Genomic DNA, 17,929 nt, shown 5'->3' with positions numbered 1-17,929 from the left:
TAATTAGAATCATTTTCTATATTTGATCGCATAGCCTATTTGACGGGGCTCTTTTATTTTAAAATTAGATTTATAGAATGCGATTTTTTTCAAGCTTGGCTCTTTTTGGTAATTTGTTAATTGATCCTGTAACGACATGGGAGAAACTATCTCTGAAAGAAGAATCAATCAGTGATTTACTTTATAAGTTTCTATCAATCATTGTGTTTTGTTCTTCTTTGTTTGCATTTACAGGTGTTTTTATTCAAACATCTAATATAGTTAGATCTATAGTTCAGTTCATTATTGTATTTTTTTCAATGATGATAGGTATCTATTTTGCTGCGAAGCTTTTGGTGATAACTGCTCCCAATTTTATGAATAGAGTTCAGATTCGTAGAATTTTCCAATGGACGATTTATTCTGCTTCGGTATTTGTTCTTTTCCATGGATTATCTCAATTGTTTACACCCTATTCTTTTCTAAATCAACTTTGTTTGTTTCTGGAGCTTTACTTTATTCGTTTATTGTGGATAGGGCTTAAGCAGGTGTTAGCTGTTTCAGAAAATAAGAGACTTGGTTATATGTTTTTGGCAGGAATGTTTATACTTGTTCTACCTTTGATATGTGAGCGTATACTTCTGGTTGTATTTCAGTATTTTCAATGATTCTGGCTAGGTAAGGAGAAAGGTAGATGTGTCCTGTTAATAAATTTGAGATAAATACTAACTTTGTCTCGAATCGATGCTAGCTCGTTAAGTTCGTTAGCATTATTTCAGCCTCCCTAAGATTGGTGAGACGAAACAAAAATAGAATTAAGCTTAAAATGCAAAAAATAAATATAAGAAATAAACGTGCCAGTTTTGAATATGAATTCATTGATGAATTCGTTGCAGGAATCCAATTGTTTGGTACAGAAATTAAATCTATTCGTGCTGGTAAAGCGAGTTTGGTTGATTCGTTCTGCTACTTTGCGAACTCCGAATTGTATGTGAAAGGCATGCATATTGCTGAATACAGATTTGGAAGTTATTACAATCATGAAGAGAAACGTGAAAGAAAACTCCTTCTAAATCGTAAGGAATTAGATAAGCTGGATAGAAAAACGAAAGAATCGGGGCTTTCTATTGTTCCGATTAGTCTTTTTATCACTGAAAAAGGCTTTGCAAAGCTTAAAATTGCTCTATGTAGAGGTAAAAAGAACTACGATAAACGCGAAAGTTTGAAACAAAAAGACCATAAACGAGATATTGATCGTTTGATGAAGAAGTAGTTAGGCTGTAAGGCCTGTTTTTATTGAAAAAACGTTTCGTTTCAAGTCGTTTTTCAAGATGATTATTCTATATTTGCAGTCCCATTTTCGACAGGAAGTGGGACTTTTTATCCCCAATAATTTATAAAAAGTCAATTAGAATAAAAATTGACTTAAAGACTGGATATTAACAAGATATCAACATTGTTGGTATCTTGTTAATAACATTTCTAGCACCCCTATTTCTCTAAGGTTTAGCTGTTAATAACTTAAATTCATCTTTTAATTCGGGTGACTTATTAACAATTCGAAAGGCTCTACTTATCAACGATCTATTTACTTATCAACAATTCTTATTTAGAATAGGATTGAGTTTATTCAAGAAGACTTATTAATGCTAAAAAATAAGAGATGTTTGGGTATATAATTTTGAAGCGCCTCTTTTTGTGGGTGTTTCAATTTTTAGAGACTTGATTGAGTTTCAGTTTTGAAAAATTATTGAATAAAAATCTTCTCAAGTGATAAATATAAATTCAGAAGATAATAACTCTTCGAAAATGAAGATGCGACTATAAACATTAGTCTATAGTCGCATTTTATTATTTATATTTTTTAATATTCAAAAGTGCTACCACCAAGGAATTCTCTCATGAGAGAGTTTTTGGGGACCTCATTGTCTGGAATGGGAATGAAATAACTGAAGAATTTCAATAGGCGATTGGCTTCTGAAAATTCTGGCTGATTGGGCTGAACCTCCTTGAGTATAGGCTCCACATGTCTCTTAAGAACGCCTAGCTCGTAGGGTAAAGCAGAATTAAACATTACATCAGCATTCTCTTGAAAAGGGAAGATATTCTTTTCTTCACCACCTCTGACAGATTGCCAACGTTTAATGGTATCAAGAGCCGAATAATTTCTGTAGCGATGATCGCGAACAATTCTTCGAATCAAACGATTGTCGGTAGAGTGAACTCGATTGTGACCATCAATAGAGATTGAAGTTAGAGCCGATATATAGATTTTGAACTTAACTTCATCAGAGATAAGAGATGTTAGCTTAGGATTTAATGCATGAATGCCTTCAATCACAAGTACATTTTTACCATTAACCTTTAATTTTTCACCATCGTAGTAGCGCTGTCCTGTTTCAAAAGAAAATTTTGGAAGATCTATTTCTTTTCCTTTAAGTAGGTCAAGTAAGTTCTCATTGAAAAGTTTTACATCCAAGGCTTCAATGGATTCAAAATCATATTCACCTTGCTCATCAAGTGGAGTCAGTTCTCTATTAACAAAGTAATTGTCCAGTGAAAGATTAATAGGATTAACACCCGATACCTTTAATTGGATAGCTAACCTTTTACCAAATGTTGTTTTGCCTGAAGAAGAAGGACCTGCGATTAGGATAATTTTAATCTTCTTCCATTTTTTACGAATACGATCTGCGATTTGTGAGATCTTCTTTTCATGCATGGCTTCGTAAATCTTGATCAATTCTGAAATTTTGTTTTCCTCAACGCTTCGGTTTAGGTCTCCTATGTTTGAGATGCCTAGAATCTTTCCCCAACGCTTATATTCGCTAAAAATCTGCAACATTTTTTCCTGCTCAAGAAGGGTTTCAACTTCTGAAGGATTCTTTTTATTAGGAGCCAAAAGGAGCATACCACTATGATAGTGTTGTAGATCGAAGACGTCAACAAGTCCGGTACTTGGTAATAGGAAGCCGTAGAAATAGTCAACTGTTGTATCAAGTTTATAGACAGAAGTGTATAAGTTGCCACGTGTTCTAAGGAGTTTTGTCTTTTCAGTTAAACCTTGAGATTCAAACAGCTCAATTGCCTTTTCTGTTTCTATTTCGTTTCTTTCAAAAGGGAAATCAGCTTTAACAAGATCAATCATTTTTTGCTTGATCTTTTCAACGCCTTCTTGAGTTAGGAGTATGTTCTTATCCTTAATCCTACAATATACACCATTCGAAATTGAGTGTTCTACACGTAAGCCCGCACCAGGGTAGACTTCTTGTGTTGCTTTATAGAGAATGAACGTAAGAGAACGCATGTACATTCGTCTTCCAGCAGGATGAGTGTAGTCTATAAATTTTATATTCTTCGGTTTATATATCTCGTAGGTCAGTTCTTTTGAATTATTGTTGACCATCGCCCCTAACACTTTCATGTTAAGAAGGGGAGATATTTCGTCTAGAATAGTTTGAAGGCTCGTGCCTATAGGATAAGATCTTTTTTCATTAAGATCTTCTATATATATGCATATCAGTTTTCCCATAATTAGATATTTATGCTTGTTTAAGCTTTATCTAAAGATAGTAATTATAGGATTTGAATAACTTTTTATTTTTTAATTAAAATCAAAAAAAAGTGTGTTAGTAATTTTGAAAGAGAATGCTTCCTGTATTGAATCTTTTCTATTGCTGTTTTATTTTTTTCCTGTTAAAGTAGTTTAGCATCAATAAACTGAATGCAATAACCAACATGCCGAGAATAGAGATGAGGTCTGGTGATTCGTTAGGTAGAATCAACCAACTGATACAAGCGCCAAATATTGGGATGATGAATTTCCAAGTATTCAGGTTAGAGACTTTAACACCTTCGCGGCCTAAAAGGCTAAACCAAATGGTGATTGCCATAGCTGATACAATTGCCAGCCAACCCAATGCCAAGTAGTATTCTGTTGGATGAATATTCCACTGGGGATGCTCCATAGGAACAGAGATGAGAATAAGCATTGCACCTCCAATTATCATTGAAAACGAAGCCAGTATTCGGGGTGGAATTTCCCGAGTGTCACGAGCAACAATCACATTTCCCATGCTACCCACAATATTATTTAGAATTAAAATTCCTACACCTAAAGGAATTGTAGTTGTTAGAACAAAATCGGCTCTTCCTAAACTAATAATACACACACCAAGCATTCCGAGTAGAATGGCTGATACCTTAGTCCAGGTCATCTTGTCATTTTTCATCATCAGATGAGCCAGTATAGCTGCAAAAAGGGGTTGTGCACCAATAAGCATTGCACCTAATGCTCCAGGCAGATAGTCGATGCCGGTATAAAACAGACCATATAGAAATGTGGTTTGTAAAAGAGCAACTTGTATAATCAACTTCCATGATTTAGAACTTAAGCCTCGGAGTTTGGCTTTAAATTCTGGAATAAATGGCAGAATAAGTAGACCCGAAATGAAGAAGCGAATACCTGCAAAGTTTAGAGGAGTCGTGTATTTCAAACCAATTTTTATGGCAGCAAAGGGGGTTGCCCAAAGCAAACAGGCAACTATGGCTAAAAAACTTGTTGAAAGTAGACGTTTATTCATGCTGTGACTTTATTTCGATATATGAAAAATCCCTTCATAATGAAGGGATTAGATGCTGCGAATTCTATGAGTTTATTGAAGCAATCAATTAGCTTCTTAGAAATACATTATTCTTTTTTTCATGACCAATAGTCGTGATAGGACCATGACCAGGGTGAACTGTTACGTCATCATCCATGACCAAAAGTTTGGTTTTGATTCCTGTAATTAAATCATCGAAATTACCGTATGGTAAATCGGTGCGACCAATACTCTCACGGAATAAAACATCACCCGCAATAATGAATTTTTGTGCTTCGTTATAGAAAACAACATGCCCTGGGGAGTGCCCTGGAACATGAAGAACCTTAAGTTCGGAATTTCCGAAACGGATAATATCACCTTCGTTAATAGCATCGCCCATTGCTGGTGGCTCAACCACATTTTCAAGTCCTAGACGTACCCCGTAGTTTGGAGCTTCAGCCAATAAAAATTCATCAGCTTTATGTGCTTTGGCTAATAGACCGAACTGATCTTTCATGAATTGGTTACCAAAAACATGGTCGATATGTAAGTGTGTGTTTAAAAGATGAACAAGTTTAAGTCCCTTTTTTTCAACAATATTAATTAGCTTTTGTCCTTCTTCTTTATAGAAAGCGCCACAGTCAATAAGAACAGCCTCTCCAGTCTCATCGTGCAATAAATAGGTGTTTTCTTGCCATTGGTTAAAAACCAAAGTTTCTATAGTAATCATATATTCAAATTTACATTTAAGTTTCAAATTTAAGTTTAATGCTTTAATCGACAAAAGATTTATCTCATTTTGGATGAATGTATTTTTTATTATAGACTATTTAGAAAGCAATTCAATCAAATTTATATTTGAAAGATTAGAATGAAGAGTTGAATTTACATGACAGATTTTCGTTAAAACCCTTCCTTATGCTTATCTTTATTGTTCTGTATGGAGTCTGGTGTAACTATTCTGTTTTCGAAAAAAAATTAAATAATAAACTTATGAATACAAATAAGAAAATTGCAGTTGTATTATCTGGTTCAGGTGTTTATGATGGATCTGAGATTCATGAAGCGACACTTTCCTTATATGCTATTTCAAAAAATGGGGGAGAGTATCAGATTTTTGCTCCCAATATCGACCAGCATCACGTCGTGAATCATCTAACGGGTGAAGAGATGAACGAAACCAGAAATGTTTTGGTTGAGGCAGCTCGTATTGCCAGAGGTGAAATTAAAGATTTAACTGAGTTTGATGCGAATGATTTTGATGCGATTTTATTTCCAGGCGGATTTGGTGTCGCTAAAAACCTTTGTTCTTTAGCTTTTGATGGTGCTGATTGTAAAGTGAATTCAGGTGTTGAGAAAGTGTTGAAGGAAATGCATAAGGCTTCAAAACCAATTGCGGCGATTTGTATCGCACCCGCATTAATTGCAAAGGTTATTACCGGTGCAGAAGTCACCATTGGGCATGATGAAGGAACAGCAGGTGCTATTGAAGCGATGGGCTCTCATCATAAGCAAGCCGGGCATGGCGAAGTGGTCATTGACAGAAAAAATAAAATTGTGAGCACACCTTGTTATATGCTCGATGCAACTATTGCGCAGATAGGCGAAGGTGCCGAGAATGTCGTTAAGACTTTAATGGAAATGTAATTTCCTACATAGAAAATAAATTAACTCCCCATCTGATTATGAATCAATGGGGAGTTGTATTTGAAACGAGTTATAATTATTTAAGATGAAGAATAGAAATACCAAAGATGTTGGCGCGAACCATATTTACACGTTTATTTTCTCGAATATCTCCTTATTTGTAGCTGTCTTTTTTTCCATAAATTCAGTTCCTCAGGTTGCAGCCATTCTCTATTCTTTGAGTTTGAATCTTCTTTTAATTTGGGTCCTTTATTATGCGTCAGCCAAAGGTAAGTTAAAACATCATTCACAATATTTCAATGATTTAACTATTGGAATGGGGATGCTTTCAGCTTTTGCATCAGCGGTTATTTTTAGCACCATCATGTTACTTTTGGATGATAACCAGTCTTTTGGAACTCTGATTCTCTTTTTTGCTTTTCTGGCCTATGTCATTCACATGTTGATCATGAAAAACTATTTGTGGCAGAAGGTTTTTGAAAACAAGCTAATTGATTATAGAATGACGATTGAAGCTGATAAAGAGAATAACGGTATAATATTATCAGAATTTTTAAGTGAAAGTGATTTAGATAAAGCTTCTGATTACCTTGATACAATTGGTTTGTACGACTCAGGCGTTGATGCCATTATTGAGAATCTTAGGAAATAAACAATCTGCGTTTATTTAAGATCTTCTCTTTCGAGTTTGATATTAAGTTTTTGTGGAGGAGGCAATTCTCCATTTTTCATGCGCTCAAGAATCTCTTCGACCATCCAATCCCGACTTTCAGGTTTGTATTCCGATTTTAGCGAGGTGCCGAACATGCTTGCAACAGCTTGCCAAAAAAAAGCTGTAGTCGATCCCTTCAATTCCTTTAGATGATTGTAGGAGGAGCTCCCTGTTTCTCTATCAATTAATCTCATCAATAGTTTACCCTGCGAAATCTGCAACTTCATCATGGGTTCTTTATAGGCTTTCATCAAACCTTTATATTCTCTTCTGATGAGTTTTCGTCTTTTCTTTTTTGACGTGATTGACTCCAATTCCTTATTGAGATCGCTAATGGTTTGGTTAGCCATTTCGGCATAGGGATAAACGATTCTTATATTCCGGACAGTTCGCCAATATCTTTTAGTGGATCTGTAGTGTTTTCTTCTTTTCTTTTTTCGTGCTTTTATCTTAACCTCTTTAAGGTTCACATGCATATTACTATCGAGAATAGTGATGCTATCTGTTTTATTGACTTGAGCAATACCATTTGCAGGCATTCCTAAAAAGAATGATGCCAATAGTATAAAACAGATTAAAGCTTTGTTTTGCATGCGATGATTTGAAAAAAGATTGTTTGTATCTACAAAATTACGAATTTGATTTATTTTATGCCTGACTAAAATAAATTCAAGACAACTAGTGATGTTTTTTTGTAAATATATAATCTAAATTATGAATTGTATTTGTCAGGAGCAGCCTTTGTTTACTTCCTTATCCAAATGTTTTAGACTCATCCTTCAAAATAATCTATATAACAGTAATTTTTGCTTATCTATTTTAGCCTAATTGGTTAGGCGTGAGTGAATAGATTACTTTTGTCTGTTAAAAATATTCGGGATGAAAAATCTTTAGTGCAATCCTTTTCAATACCCTTTATTTTTCTTTCTTTTGCAAAATATTAACAGAATTGTACGACAACAAACATCAGTCGTTTAACGACGAAACTTAAAACATAATAGGGCATGACTAAGTACGTAGAATTAGATGTTCGATCAGAAATTGGGGAATTAGAAGGTGTTATCCTTCACACACCAGGATCGGAAGTTGAGAATATGACTCCTGAGAATGCTGAACGAGCTCTTTATAGCGATATTCTTAATCTTTCAGTTGCACAAAAAGAATACAAGCAGCTAAGTGAATCTTTAGGTGAGATTACTCAAACTTATCAGGTAAAAGAATTATTGGCTAATATTCTAAAAGACGATAAGGTAAAAGAAATCGTTATTGATAAGGTATGCAAAATAGAGCCTGAGTTAGCCGTTAAAGGAAATACGTACTGTATTAAGGATACCTTGTTGGATCAGACTGCTGAAGATTTGGCTTCTTTGTTGATAGAAGGTGTCGTTTTAACACGCGATAACTTAACTAAGTTTTTAAGCAAAGAGCGTTATGCAATGCGTCCGCTTCATAACTTCTTCTTTACTCGCGATGCCTCTATGTCGCTTGGTAATGAAGTATTGATTGGTAAAATGGCGAATGCAGTTCGTGACCGTGAGTCATTAATTATGCAGGCTATTTTCGATTATACATCAGGTTTCAAAGCTAAGACTGTCAATCCTATTGACAATCCAAACATGGATCCTAATTGCATGATTGAGGGGGGTGATGTTTTAATTGCTCGTGAAGATATCCTAATCATTGGTAATGGAACACGTACCACAACTCAAGGTATTGATTTTATTCTAGCACAATTACTTTCTCAGAAAGAAGAGAAGCCTCGTCATATTTTAGTACAAGAATTACCATCGCACCCAGAGTCGTTTATTCACCTTGACATGGTGTTTACTTTGCTTGATAAGGATAAGTGTATGGTTTATGAGCCATTGATTATTCGTCCTAATAAATACCAAACGGTTCATATCACCATTCAGAATGGTAAGGTTGTAAATATTAAGAATGAGAACAACTTACTACAGGCGCTTAAGAAATTAGGTATGGAGTTGAAGCCAATTTATTGTGGCGGAACTAAGGAGCCTTGGAACCAAGAGAGAGAGCAATGGCATTCAGGTGCTAACTTCTTTGCTGTTGGGCCGGGTAAAGTTGTGGGATATGCTCGTAATATCTACACCATGGAAGAAATGAACAAGAATGGTTTCGATATTATTCCTGCTGACGATGTAATTAGCCATAAAATTAACTTGGCTGACTACGATAAGTATGTGATTACTCTTGAAGGATCAGAACTGCCTCGTGGTGGTGGAGGTGCTCGTTGCATGACCATGCCAATCCGTCGTAAATCGGTTAACTGGTAAGCCAAACGATATATTTTAAAAAGGAAGCCTTGCAGATCTATGATTTGCAAGGCTTTTTCTATTAATAGACTTGCTGTTCCATTTTGATTGTAAAGCATTCCCAATCTTATTCTGTATTGCGTTTGTTTCTATACCAACCAGAATTTAGTCACTCTTTTCCCACAATATATTCTAAGCGAGTATTTGCCTTTTGAGTCTTATTCCAACGACAAATTTGCTTCCCATCCATTGGAAATACATTTTTGGAATGGATCATCTTTTTTTTCTTTAAATTCTGAAGTTCCCGTTTTTACTGATGTCTCTATACTTTGTTATACTTTAAAAATCAGAACTCTACAATATAGAATACATTTAAAAGGTATGTACTGTGCAATACTATGTATTAAATATTTATATTTGCTGTGTGAGATTCAGTAGTCAATATAGAAAGAAGTCAAAAAATAGAACTCATCATGAACAAGAACAAATCCAAAGAGTATGATGTGATAATCATCGGGGGGGGAGCTACCGGTGCGGGAACGGCACGAGATTGTGCAATGCGTGGACTAAGTGTTTTGCTTGTTGAACGTCATGATTTTGCCACTGGTGCAACCGGACGAAATCATGGTTTGTTGCATAGTGGTGCACGTTACGCAGTAACTGACCCCGAGTCGGCGAAAGAATGTATCGAAGAAAATATGATTCTGCGTCGTATCGCAAACCATTGTGTTGAAGAGAATAATGGATTATTTCTAACCCTTCCCGAAGATGATATCGCTTTTCAGTCTCAATTTGTGGATGCTTGTGCAAGTGCGGGTATTGGCACTGAAATCATAGATCCTGATTTCGCTCGACGATTGGAGCCTTCAGTCAATCCCAATTTAATTGGTGCTGTGAAAGTGCCTGATGGTTCTGTAGATCCTTTCCGTTTGACCATGTCAAATGCCTTGGATGCACGACTTAATGGTGCAGAGCTTTTAACGCAACACGAAGTGACCGGTGTGATTCGTGAGCAGGATAGAATTGTGGGTGTGGAGTTAATCAATCACAATAATAAAGAGAAAGTAAAGCACTATGCTAAGATTGTTGTCAATGCCGGAGGTATTTGGGGACATCATATTGCTAATCTTGCAGGTGTCAATATCAATATGTTTCCAGCCAAAGGCTCCTTATTGATTTTTGGTCACCGTGTTAATAAAATGGTTCTTAATAGATGTAGAAAGCCAGCCAATGCAGATATTCTGGTACCGGGAGATACAATTTGTCTGATTGGAACTACATCGGAACATATCCCATACGATCAAATCGATAATATGTTTGTATCCAAGGATGATGTGGATGTTCTTATTCGTGAAGGCGTGAAACTATCTCCAGCATTGGCTACAACTCGTATTTTACGTGCCTATGCAGGTGTTCGTCCACTGGTTGCAGCTGACGATGACCCAACAGGACGAAGCATTAGTCGTGGTATTGTACTGTTGGATCACCAGAAACGTGACGGGCTTTCAGGTTTTATTACCATTACGGGTGGTAAACTGATGACTTACCGATTGATGGCTGAAGAGGCAACTGATTTAATCTGCCAAAAACTGGCTGTTGATAAAGCCTGTGAAACAGCATATAAGCCATTGCCTGGATCGGAAAAGAGTGACTTGTCTATGGAGAATGCTTCTCAGAAAATATATTCAGGTTTAAGTATTGCACAAAAATCGGCACAAGACCGCCATGGCTCATTGGCACATAAGGCTTCTAATGGAGGCGAAAATGACGATTCACTGGTTTGTGAGTGTGAAGGGGTATCCCTGGGAGAAGTAAAATATGCCATTAATGAATTACATGTCAATAACCTGATCGACCTGCGTCGTCGCACCCGTGTAGGTATGGGAACCTGTCAGGGTGAATTGTGTGCTTGCCGTGCGGCAGGACTGCTTTGTGAGTCACTGGAAGAAGCAGGCAAGGCTAAAGATGACTTGGCTAATTTCCTTCAGGAACGATGGAAGGGGATGTCGCCAATTGCCTGGGGAGATACAATCAATGAAGTGCAGTTTACCTCTTGGATTTATGAGGGGATATACGGATTGAAAGCAGAAAACAATTAAGAAAGCATTAGTATGAAGTTCGATAACATTATTATAGGAGGTGGGTTGAGTGGACTCACATGTGGCATTAAGTTGGCCGAGCAGGGACGAAAATGTGCGATTGTTTCATCTGGGCAGAGTGCCATTCATTTCTTTTCGGGTTCTTTCGATTTGCTTGGTCAGGTGAATGGAGAAGAGGTTAGCAAACCTATTGAGGCAATAAAAAACTTAGCCGATACGCATCCTTATCAGCGTGTGGGAATAGAAAATATAAGCCGTTTAGCAGAGGAAGCACCTCAATTACTGAATCGTGCCGGCTTGAAATTTTGTGGCAAGGCAGATCAAAACCATTTTGTATTAACACCAATGGGTGTTATGAAACCAAGCTGGTTGACCCTTGATGATTTTACTTGTTTCGATCAAAAAGATAGCTTCCCATGGAAGAAAGCTCTCATTTTAAACTTCAGTGGCTTTCTGGACTTTCATACTTTGTTTGTTAAGGATGGTTTAAAGAAGTTTGAGGTAGACTCTCAAATTAAAAATATTGCAATGAAGGCCTTCGAAGCGATTCGTAAAAATCCAAGCGAAATGCGTTCTACCAATATTGCTAAGGTCTTCGATAAGGGAGATGTTTTAGATGAATTTGCCAAAAAGGCAAACCTCTTAAGTGAAGGTTTCGACGTGATTATTCTGCCATCAGTTTTCGGATTATTTAATAAAAAGGTGGTTGATGATCTTAAAGTAAAAGTAAATAAACCTGTTGTATTAGTTCCGGCAATACCGCCTTCAGTTCCGGGTATTCGTAGTCAGATATTGCTCAGTCAGCGTTTTCAGGAGCTAGGAGGTACTTTCTTTATGGGTGATATCGTAGAAGAGGGCCATTTCGAGAATAACCGATTGCTGGATGTCAGGACCAATAATCATGGTGATATCAAGCTGGAAGCCGATGCCTTTATTCTGGCTAGCGGAAGCTTTTACAGCAAAGGCATTGTGGCCACTCACGACAAATTATACGAACCTATTTTTGGTTTGGATATCGATGGAGATGCTGATCGTTCTCAATGGCTCGACGAGAAGTTTTTCAAGGATCAGCCCTATATGCATTATGGTGTAAAAGCCGATAGCAATTTCCGTGCATTAATGAAGGGACAAGTCATTGAGAATTTATATGTAGCAGGTTCGGTACTTGGAGGGGCTAATGCTCTAAAGGAAGGCAGTGGAGCTGGTATTAGTTTATTGACTTCGCTACATGTAGTTGATCAAATTTTAAAATAACAGGAGGATGAAGAAGGAAATATTTGAGCCGTTTAATATCAGCGACAATAATTTTGAACAATGTGTGAAGTGTACCATTTGTACCGTCTATTGTCCTGTTCTGGAAGTTAATCCTGACTACCCAGGTCCTAAGCAGTCTGGTCCAGATGGGGAACGATTACGCTTGAAGGATCCCGGTTTTTACGATGAGGCATTAAAACTATGTTTGAACTGTAAGCGTTGTGAAGTTGCTTGTCCGCATGGTGTTAAAATTGGGGATATCATCCAGATGGCCCGCATTAAACACTCTAAGAAAAAGCCAAAGTTTAGAGATATGATTTTGGCCAATACCGATATCGTAGGGACCATGGCTAGTACATTTGCACCTCTTGTAAACCCTATGGTTGCTCTTAAGCCAGTTCGTCGAATAATGGATGGTGTGCTTAAAATTGATCATCACCGTATATTCCCTAAATATGCAGGGATGAGGTTTGAAACCTGGTATCGCAGATATGCGGCTAAGAAACAAAAGGATTTTAAGAAACATATCAGCTATTTTCATGGCTGCTATGTGAATTATAACTTCCCACAGCAGGGTAAGGATCTCATTAAGATTATGAATGCGGCAGGTTATGGTGTTCATCTTCTTGAAAAGGAAAAATGCTGTGGGGTGGCTTTAATATCCAATGGTTTGATCAAACAAGCCACCAAACAGGCACGTCATAATGTTGAGGCCTTTAAGAAATCGATCGTAGAACAGAAGATGCCGGTTATCTCGACTTCTTCAACCTGTATATTCACCATTCGTGATGAATACCCACATTTGTTAGGGGTGGAGAATAAAGAAATTCGTGATGAAAGTGAATTAGCAACCCGTTTCCTATTTCGTTTAGTCGATTCAGGAAAGCTTAAGTTGGTTTTCAAAAAGGATTATAAGAAACGTATCGCTTATCATACGCCATGCCATATGGAAAAACTGGGTTGGTCTATTTACTCAACTTCGCTATTGCGAATGATTCCGGGCGTAGACTTTGTATCGCTTGAATCACGATGCTGTGGTATTGCTGGAACTTATGGATTTAAGAAAGAGAACTACGAAACCTCACAAGGTGTAGGTAAGCCTCTATTCGATCAGATAGATAGTTCTGATGTTGATTTTGTAGCTACCGATTGTGAAACTTGTAAGTGGCAGATCGAAATGTCAACATCAAGAACGGTACAGCATCCTATTTCTATTCTTGCAGAAGCACTGGATGTGGAAGCGACCATGAAACTATGGCAAAACGAAATGGCTGAAATTAACTTATAAGCTAAACGATATATTTTAAAAAGGAAGCCTTGCAGATCTCTGATTTGCAAGGCTTTTCTTTAAATGTATCCGCCGCACATTGCTATCGCAGTATTGTATACTGTGGCTTTTAATCTATAAATAAAGGAACGCGATACGACCGAAACGAAGTGGAGATAAGCGGAGCTAATCGCTCCAATTAGCTGTTGTTTATGACTTCTATTTCTGATAATTGAATGATAAAGATCGATTCTGATTTATGAATTGAATTATATGTGTTACTTTTGAAACATTAAAATATTTCATCATCAATCTTTAGTTTATGCCGTATCAAGATGTGTTTGTTCTTTTCTGGGAACAGGTAAAAGAAAGTGTGCAAGAAGGCCGCTTTGCCAAGTTAACCATGGCAAAGACCATTGGTAAGCCCGACTTGAGAAATATATTTGTCAGACCAGTCGCTTCTGAGGATGGCTTTAAGGTCTTAGTGAAATTGCGCTACAGATCTAAAGAGACCGAGGATGTGGAAAACGAACTGACATTAGACGAGGCTTTTGAGGTCTTAAAATCACATCTCAAAAAGCCTTTTTTATCTGTTCTGCTATTTTCCACAACAAAGGATGTTACTTTCAAAATTAATAAAAAGGGAGCGGGTAGCATTACCGAGAATTTGCCGACATTTCATGAGGTTAAACAAGCTGAAAATGACGCGGAATAGTTGAACTCTTAGCTAGTAAACCAAACGATATATTTTAAAAAGAAAGCCTTGCAGATCTGTTGATTTGCAAGGCTTTCTTTTTTATGGGAGCTGGCATCTGTGTTGTCATCTTTTCTACTTTCCGTTTGCGAGTTATCCGATGAATTTTCATCATATAGAGTAATCATCGGATAACTGACCAATCTTAATCCGCTTCAACAGCTTTGTGCCTTGCGAATCTTTCAGCTCCTTTTTAGCAGTAGTGGCTATTATAGTTTGCCAACTCCTTAAAGGCCTGTCATTACCTTCGTTGATCTCACAGGCTCGGTAGCGAAAGAGTCTGGGCGATTGTGGCAATCTCATTGTTAGGCAGCAAAGACCCAATACCTCGGTTCAATAATTAAAAGATGGTTTCGTCTATATGCTCCGCTAGGCTAATAGCCTAGCGGCAGCCTACTCGATTATAGCCTGTTTTTATACCTTTAACCTAATAAATACTTCTAGAAAATGATTCTGTAGATGATTGAACTCCTTTCAACTCTCCATAAGATTTCATTGTTTCTTTAAATTTTTCAAGATCCCAATTACCTATTTCATGTTGTTCTATTATTCTTTTATAAGTCAACCCTTGCTTAGTTTCGATAACAAGTTTATAATTTCGACCAGGTTTTGTGATAGGGAAAAACAATTCCCAGATTTTAATTCTTGTTTCAGAGGTCTTTGATTTAATTATTTCCAATGGTTTGTCAAACTCATAAACTTGAAACTCACATTCGTCCTTACCTAGTTTAATTTCTCCAATATATCTTTTATTCTTTCTTAAAACAGATAGAGAAAAGAGAAGAGTTATAATTCCCCAAACTCCCAATGATATGTATATTTCAAATCTGCCTAAGTCATAAAGAAAAACAAATGCTATCCATCCTGCGGATATTAAAACAATCTTAAGCAGCCCGTTAAACAGGCGAGTTGAATATTTTAAATAATTTGGCTTTATTAACATATTCGGTTATTTTTTAAAATTGGCTATAACGGATGGCGCTATGGTTATGTTGCCGATTGCGAACTTCTTCCCTTTCAAGCTGCAATAAGCTTAAAGCGGACTACAAGCCTTAAATTTACTACTCAAACGGCAATTAACTATGAGCGCATGTTGTCTTTCGTAGTTTCTAATTCTCATAATCTTCAAGGTCATAAGTCAGCTTTAAATACTGCTTATCCTGTTCATTTTTATTCATACCGTTAAGGGGTTTTTCTGGAGGATTTACAGATTGATATTTAGATATTGGACTCTCCTTGAACCTACAAGGTCCTACAACGATTGGACAGACTTGAACTCCTTCATTTTCCGCTTTTTCAAGTATTAATGGCAATTCATATTTTCGTATGAAGTCTGAAGCTAAAAAAGGGCGTGAAACTAATAAAATCACTTTAAATGATTCATTTATTGCTTTAGTAATTTCATCTTTCCAGTCTTGACCAGCAACTAACTTGGTGTCACACCAGTCTTCGATATTGTAACCTTCAAATGCCATTGATTTAATAGACTCAGTAACTCCATCAATCCATTCAAGATCTTTGTGAGAATAGCTTATAAAAATCTTTTTCCTTTTCGTTTTATCGATCATAGTATTAGATGTATGTTTTCCGTTTTTTATGCTTTTTAAAATCTCCATTGAATTCCCCTTGGTTTGACTAAGTATCTTATAGTCTGCCACTAAGTCGTTATCTGAATAATTACTAAAACAATACAACTTTTCAAGATTTGGTAAAGTTTCAACTAACTTAACTACTGAATATTTCAATGGATTATTGCTCATCCAAAGCTGTTTTACCATATTTAACTTTAGAACCCCATCAGGTAATTTATCGAAAGAATTTGAGGCAATATTAAGATGCTTTAATGCTTTTAAGTTCTCAATTTGATTAGGAAGTGTCTTTAATTTGTTATTTGCTAACGAAAGCTTTTGTAGCTGTGTTAAATTACCAATTTGTTTTGGGAGTGTTTTAATTTTATTTCCATTCAATATTAAAACTTTAAGCCGTTTTAAGTCTCCGATATTTGAATAGATAGTTTCAATTTTGTTATTTGATATATCTAAAGATTCAAGTCTTGTCAATTCATTAATCCATTTAGGAATATGTTTTATATTATTATTCCTAATATCGATCTTTTTGAGATTTCTAAGTTTTCTTATGTCTTTAGGAAACTCATTTAAGTTTTGCCCTGACAAATTAATCTTCGATATGTTTTTATTCCATTCCATTTCTTTATCTTTGTTCTTTCTTTACGGAGGATAGAGAATTAAAATAAGTATCGAACTATTTTAATATCGGGCAGACAACCTGAACGATTAGTCCTAAACGAAGGGGCACTCAAAAAGAGGAAACTTCGTATTAATTTAGTTCTTTTGCTACGGCATCCTCACTTAAATGTAGCTTATAAGCACAGCCCCGAGCCGGAAGGTTTCCACTCGGGGTTTCTTTTTAGATTACATCCCAGATAACCTTAATAAATCTTCTTTCTTCATCTGACTGTAATTTCAGCCATTCTTCCTTTATTTGTTCTAGAACATAATTCTCATCATTTTTCAAACTATTCAACTCTTCTTGCTCTAAAATCTTATAAACTTTGTCAACTTGTATTGGGATTTCTTTTGTTCTAATTATTTTGAATTCAAATCTATTTCTATCTTCTGGTTTTGCATTCTTCATTCTAATTGTATTAGTGTTTTTTTCTATGAAAGACAACGTATGTGTAACATCAATATTGATGTTATTTCTTTTATATCTTTCGAAAAGGTGAATATACACATCTAATTTAGGTGTATATGTTCACCTATTCGTAACCAGCTTACAAATTGTTATACTGAATTACACAAGATTAAGTAAAGCTATCAATTTCAAATCAAGATTCATACTGTCAAATCTGTCAACTTTTAGATACGGTGAATCACATTTAAAAGAAATCGTTATCTCAATAAGGGGATAAGCTGAATATTGAGCTAAGGAAGGCTGAATTTCTGTTCCGTATTAAACTCCGATACATTAGGAAAGTAAGACTATATGGGGCGTGAATCCCTAATTATGGTCGGGGTATAAATAGAGGGCATCCTTTATGGGACGCCCTCTAAACTTTTTGTTGCAGACAATACTTGTTTTTTTAAAAGCTGCTGTGCTTTTGGTCAAAACCACCTGTGGTTTTACTCGAAACCACACTAGGTTTTAGGTGAAACCACACTAGGTTTTAGGTGAAACCACCTGTGGTTTACATCAAAACCTGCGCAGCTTTTCTTGGAATTCTAAATTTTGTTAAATCCAGCATCTTTTATCGCCTTAATAATGCGACTACCAGCGCGGTAATTAACACCTACTTTTTTAATTGAAGCTGAGCTTACTTTCGCTGCCTCGAGTTCGC

At 36.2% G+C, this 17,929-nt stretch carries 16 protein-coding genes; 9 read left to right on the top strand and 7 right to left on the bottom strand.

Annotation, left to right across the window (positions count from 1 at the left end; genetic code table 11):
* Positions 1–77: 77 nt before the first annotated feature.
* Both ABY905_RS03180 and smpB read left to right on the top strand, forming a co-directional pair.
* Complete coding sequence (locus tag ABY905_RS03180; protein ID WP_372640392.1) at positions 78–647, top strand: YIP1 family protein; 570 nt, start codon at positions 78–80, stop codon at positions 645–647.
* A 158-nt stretch (positions 648–805) separates the two neighbouring features.
* Positions 806–1,252, top strand: a complete 447-nt coding sequence (gene smpB / locus ABY905_RS03175) for an SsrA-binding protein (RefSeq protein WP_372640390.1) — start codon at positions 806–808, stop codon at positions 1,250–1,252.
* A gap of 591 nt (positions 1,253–1,843) precedes the next feature.
* On the opposite strand, the gene ABY905_RS03170 is transcribed toward smpB, so the two are convergent.
* The 3 genes from ABY905_RS03170 to ABY905_RS03160 all read right to left on the bottom strand — a co-directional run bounded on the left by ABY905_RS03170 (position 1,844) and on the right by ABY905_RS03160 (position 5,295).
* Positions 1,844–3,511, bottom strand: a complete 1,668-nt coding sequence (locus ABY905_RS03170; protein ID WP_372640388.1) for a nucleoside kinase — start codon at positions 3,509–3,511, stop codon at positions 1,844–1,846.
* A 139-nt stretch (positions 3,512–3,650) separates the two neighbouring features.
* A complete protein-coding gene (locus tag ABY905_RS03165) occupies positions 3,651–4,562 on the bottom strand; it encodes a DMT family transporter (protein WP_372640386.1) in 912 nt (303 codons plus the stop codon).
* Between the two features lie 88 nt (positions 4,563–4,650).
* Positions 4,651–5,295, bottom strand: coding sequence for an MBL fold metallo-hydrolase (locus tag ABY905_RS03160; protein ID WP_372640384.1), 645 nt, complete (start codon positions 5,293–5,295; stop codon positions 4,651–4,653).
* Between the two features lie 263 nt (positions 5,296–5,558).
* Between ABY905_RS03160 and elbB the strand changes: the two genes are divergently transcribed.
* The gene (gene elbB, locus ABY905_RS03155; RefSeq protein WP_372640382.1) at positions 5,559–6,212 is read left to right on the top strand and encodes an isoprenoid biosynthesis glyoxalase ElbB; all 654 of its coding nucleotides are present in this window, start codon (positions 5,559–5,561) and stop codon (positions 6,210–6,212) included.
* Positions 6,213–6,297: 85 nt separating this feature from the next.
* Positions 6,298–6,864 carry a hypothetical protein gene (locus tag ABY905_RS03150; protein ID WP_372640379.1) on the top strand — a complete coding sequence of 189 codons (567 nt, stop codon included), beginning with the start codon at positions 6,298–6,300 and terminating at the stop codon, positions 6,862–6,864.
* Between the two features lie 11 nt (positions 6,865–6,875).
* Here the strand turns inward: ABY905_RS03150 and ABY905_RS03145 are convergent, their stop codons facing one another.
* The gene (locus ABY905_RS03145) at positions 6,876–7,517 is read right to left on the bottom strand and encodes a DUF4294 domain-containing protein (RefSeq protein WP_372640376.1); all 642 of its coding nucleotides are present in this window, start codon (positions 7,515–7,517) and stop codon (positions 6,876–6,878) included.
* 411 nt (positions 7,518–7,928) lie between these two features.
* On the opposite strand from ABY905_RS03145, the gene ABY905_RS03140 reads away from it, so the two are divergent.
* The 5 genes from ABY905_RS03140 to ABY905_RS03120 all read left to right on the top strand — a co-directional run bounded on the left by ABY905_RS03140 (position 7,929) and on the right by ABY905_RS03120 (position 14,532).
* Positions 7,929–9,218, top strand: coding sequence for an arginine deiminase family protein (locus ABY905_RS03140; protein WP_372640373.1), 1,290 nt, complete (start codon positions 7,929–7,931; stop codon positions 9,216–9,218).
* A gap of 452 nt (positions 9,219–9,670) precedes the next feature.
* Positions 9,671–11,296, top strand: coding sequence for an anaerobic glycerol-3-phosphate dehydrogenase subunit A (glpA, locus tag ABY905_RS03135; protein WP_372640371.1), 1,626 nt, complete (start codon positions 9,671–9,673; stop codon positions 11,294–11,296).
* A gap of 12 nt (positions 11,297–11,308) precedes the next feature.
* Complete coding sequence (gene glpB, locus ABY905_RS03130) at positions 11,309–12,550, top strand: glycerol-3-phosphate dehydrogenase subunit GlpB (RefSeq protein ID WP_372640368.1); 1,242 nt, start codon at positions 11,309–11,311, stop codon at positions 12,548–12,550.
* A 7-nt stretch (positions 12,551–12,557) separates the two neighbouring features.
* A complete protein-coding gene (gene glpC, locus ABY905_RS03125; protein ID WP_372640365.1) occupies positions 12,558–13,838 on the top strand; it encodes an anaerobic glycerol-3-phosphate dehydrogenase subunit GlpC in 1,281 nt (426 codons plus the stop codon).
* 301 nt (positions 13,839–14,139) lie between these two features.
* A complete protein-coding gene (locus ABY905_RS03120) occupies positions 14,140–14,532 on the top strand; it encodes a hypothetical protein (RefSeq protein ID WP_372640363.1) in 393 nt (130 codons plus the stop codon).
* 466 nt (positions 14,533–14,998) lie between these two features.
* On the opposite strand, the gene ABY905_RS03115 is transcribed toward ABY905_RS03120, so the two are convergent.
* The 3 genes from ABY905_RS03115 to ABY905_RS03105 all read right to left on the bottom strand — a co-directional run bounded on the left by ABY905_RS03115 (position 14,999) and on the right by ABY905_RS03105 (position 17,226).
* Positions 14,999–15,514, bottom strand: a complete 516-nt coding sequence (locus ABY905_RS03115) for a hypothetical protein (RefSeq protein ID WP_372640361.1) — start codon at positions 15,512–15,514, stop codon at positions 14,999–15,001.
* A 166-nt stretch (positions 15,515–15,680) separates the two neighbouring features.
* Complete coding sequence (locus tag ABY905_RS03110) at positions 15,681–16,778, bottom strand: leucine-rich repeat domain-containing protein (protein ID WP_372640359.1); 1,098 nt, start codon at positions 16,776–16,778, stop codon at positions 15,681–15,683.
* A gap of 220 nt (positions 16,779–16,998) precedes the next feature.
* Positions 16,999–17,226, bottom strand: coding sequence for a hypothetical protein (locus ABY905_RS03105; protein ID WP_372640357.1), 228 nt, complete (start codon positions 17,224–17,226; stop codon positions 16,999–17,001).
* Positions 17,227–17,929 lie beyond the last annotated feature (703 nt).

The organism is Ancylomarina sp., assembly GCF_041555295.1.
Lineage (GTDB): Bacteria > Bacteroidota > Bacteroidia > Bacteroidales > Marinifilaceae > Ancylomarina.
The sequence above is the reverse complement of the archived record's forward strand: the minus strand, read 5'-3'. Positions and strand labels throughout refer to the sequence as shown.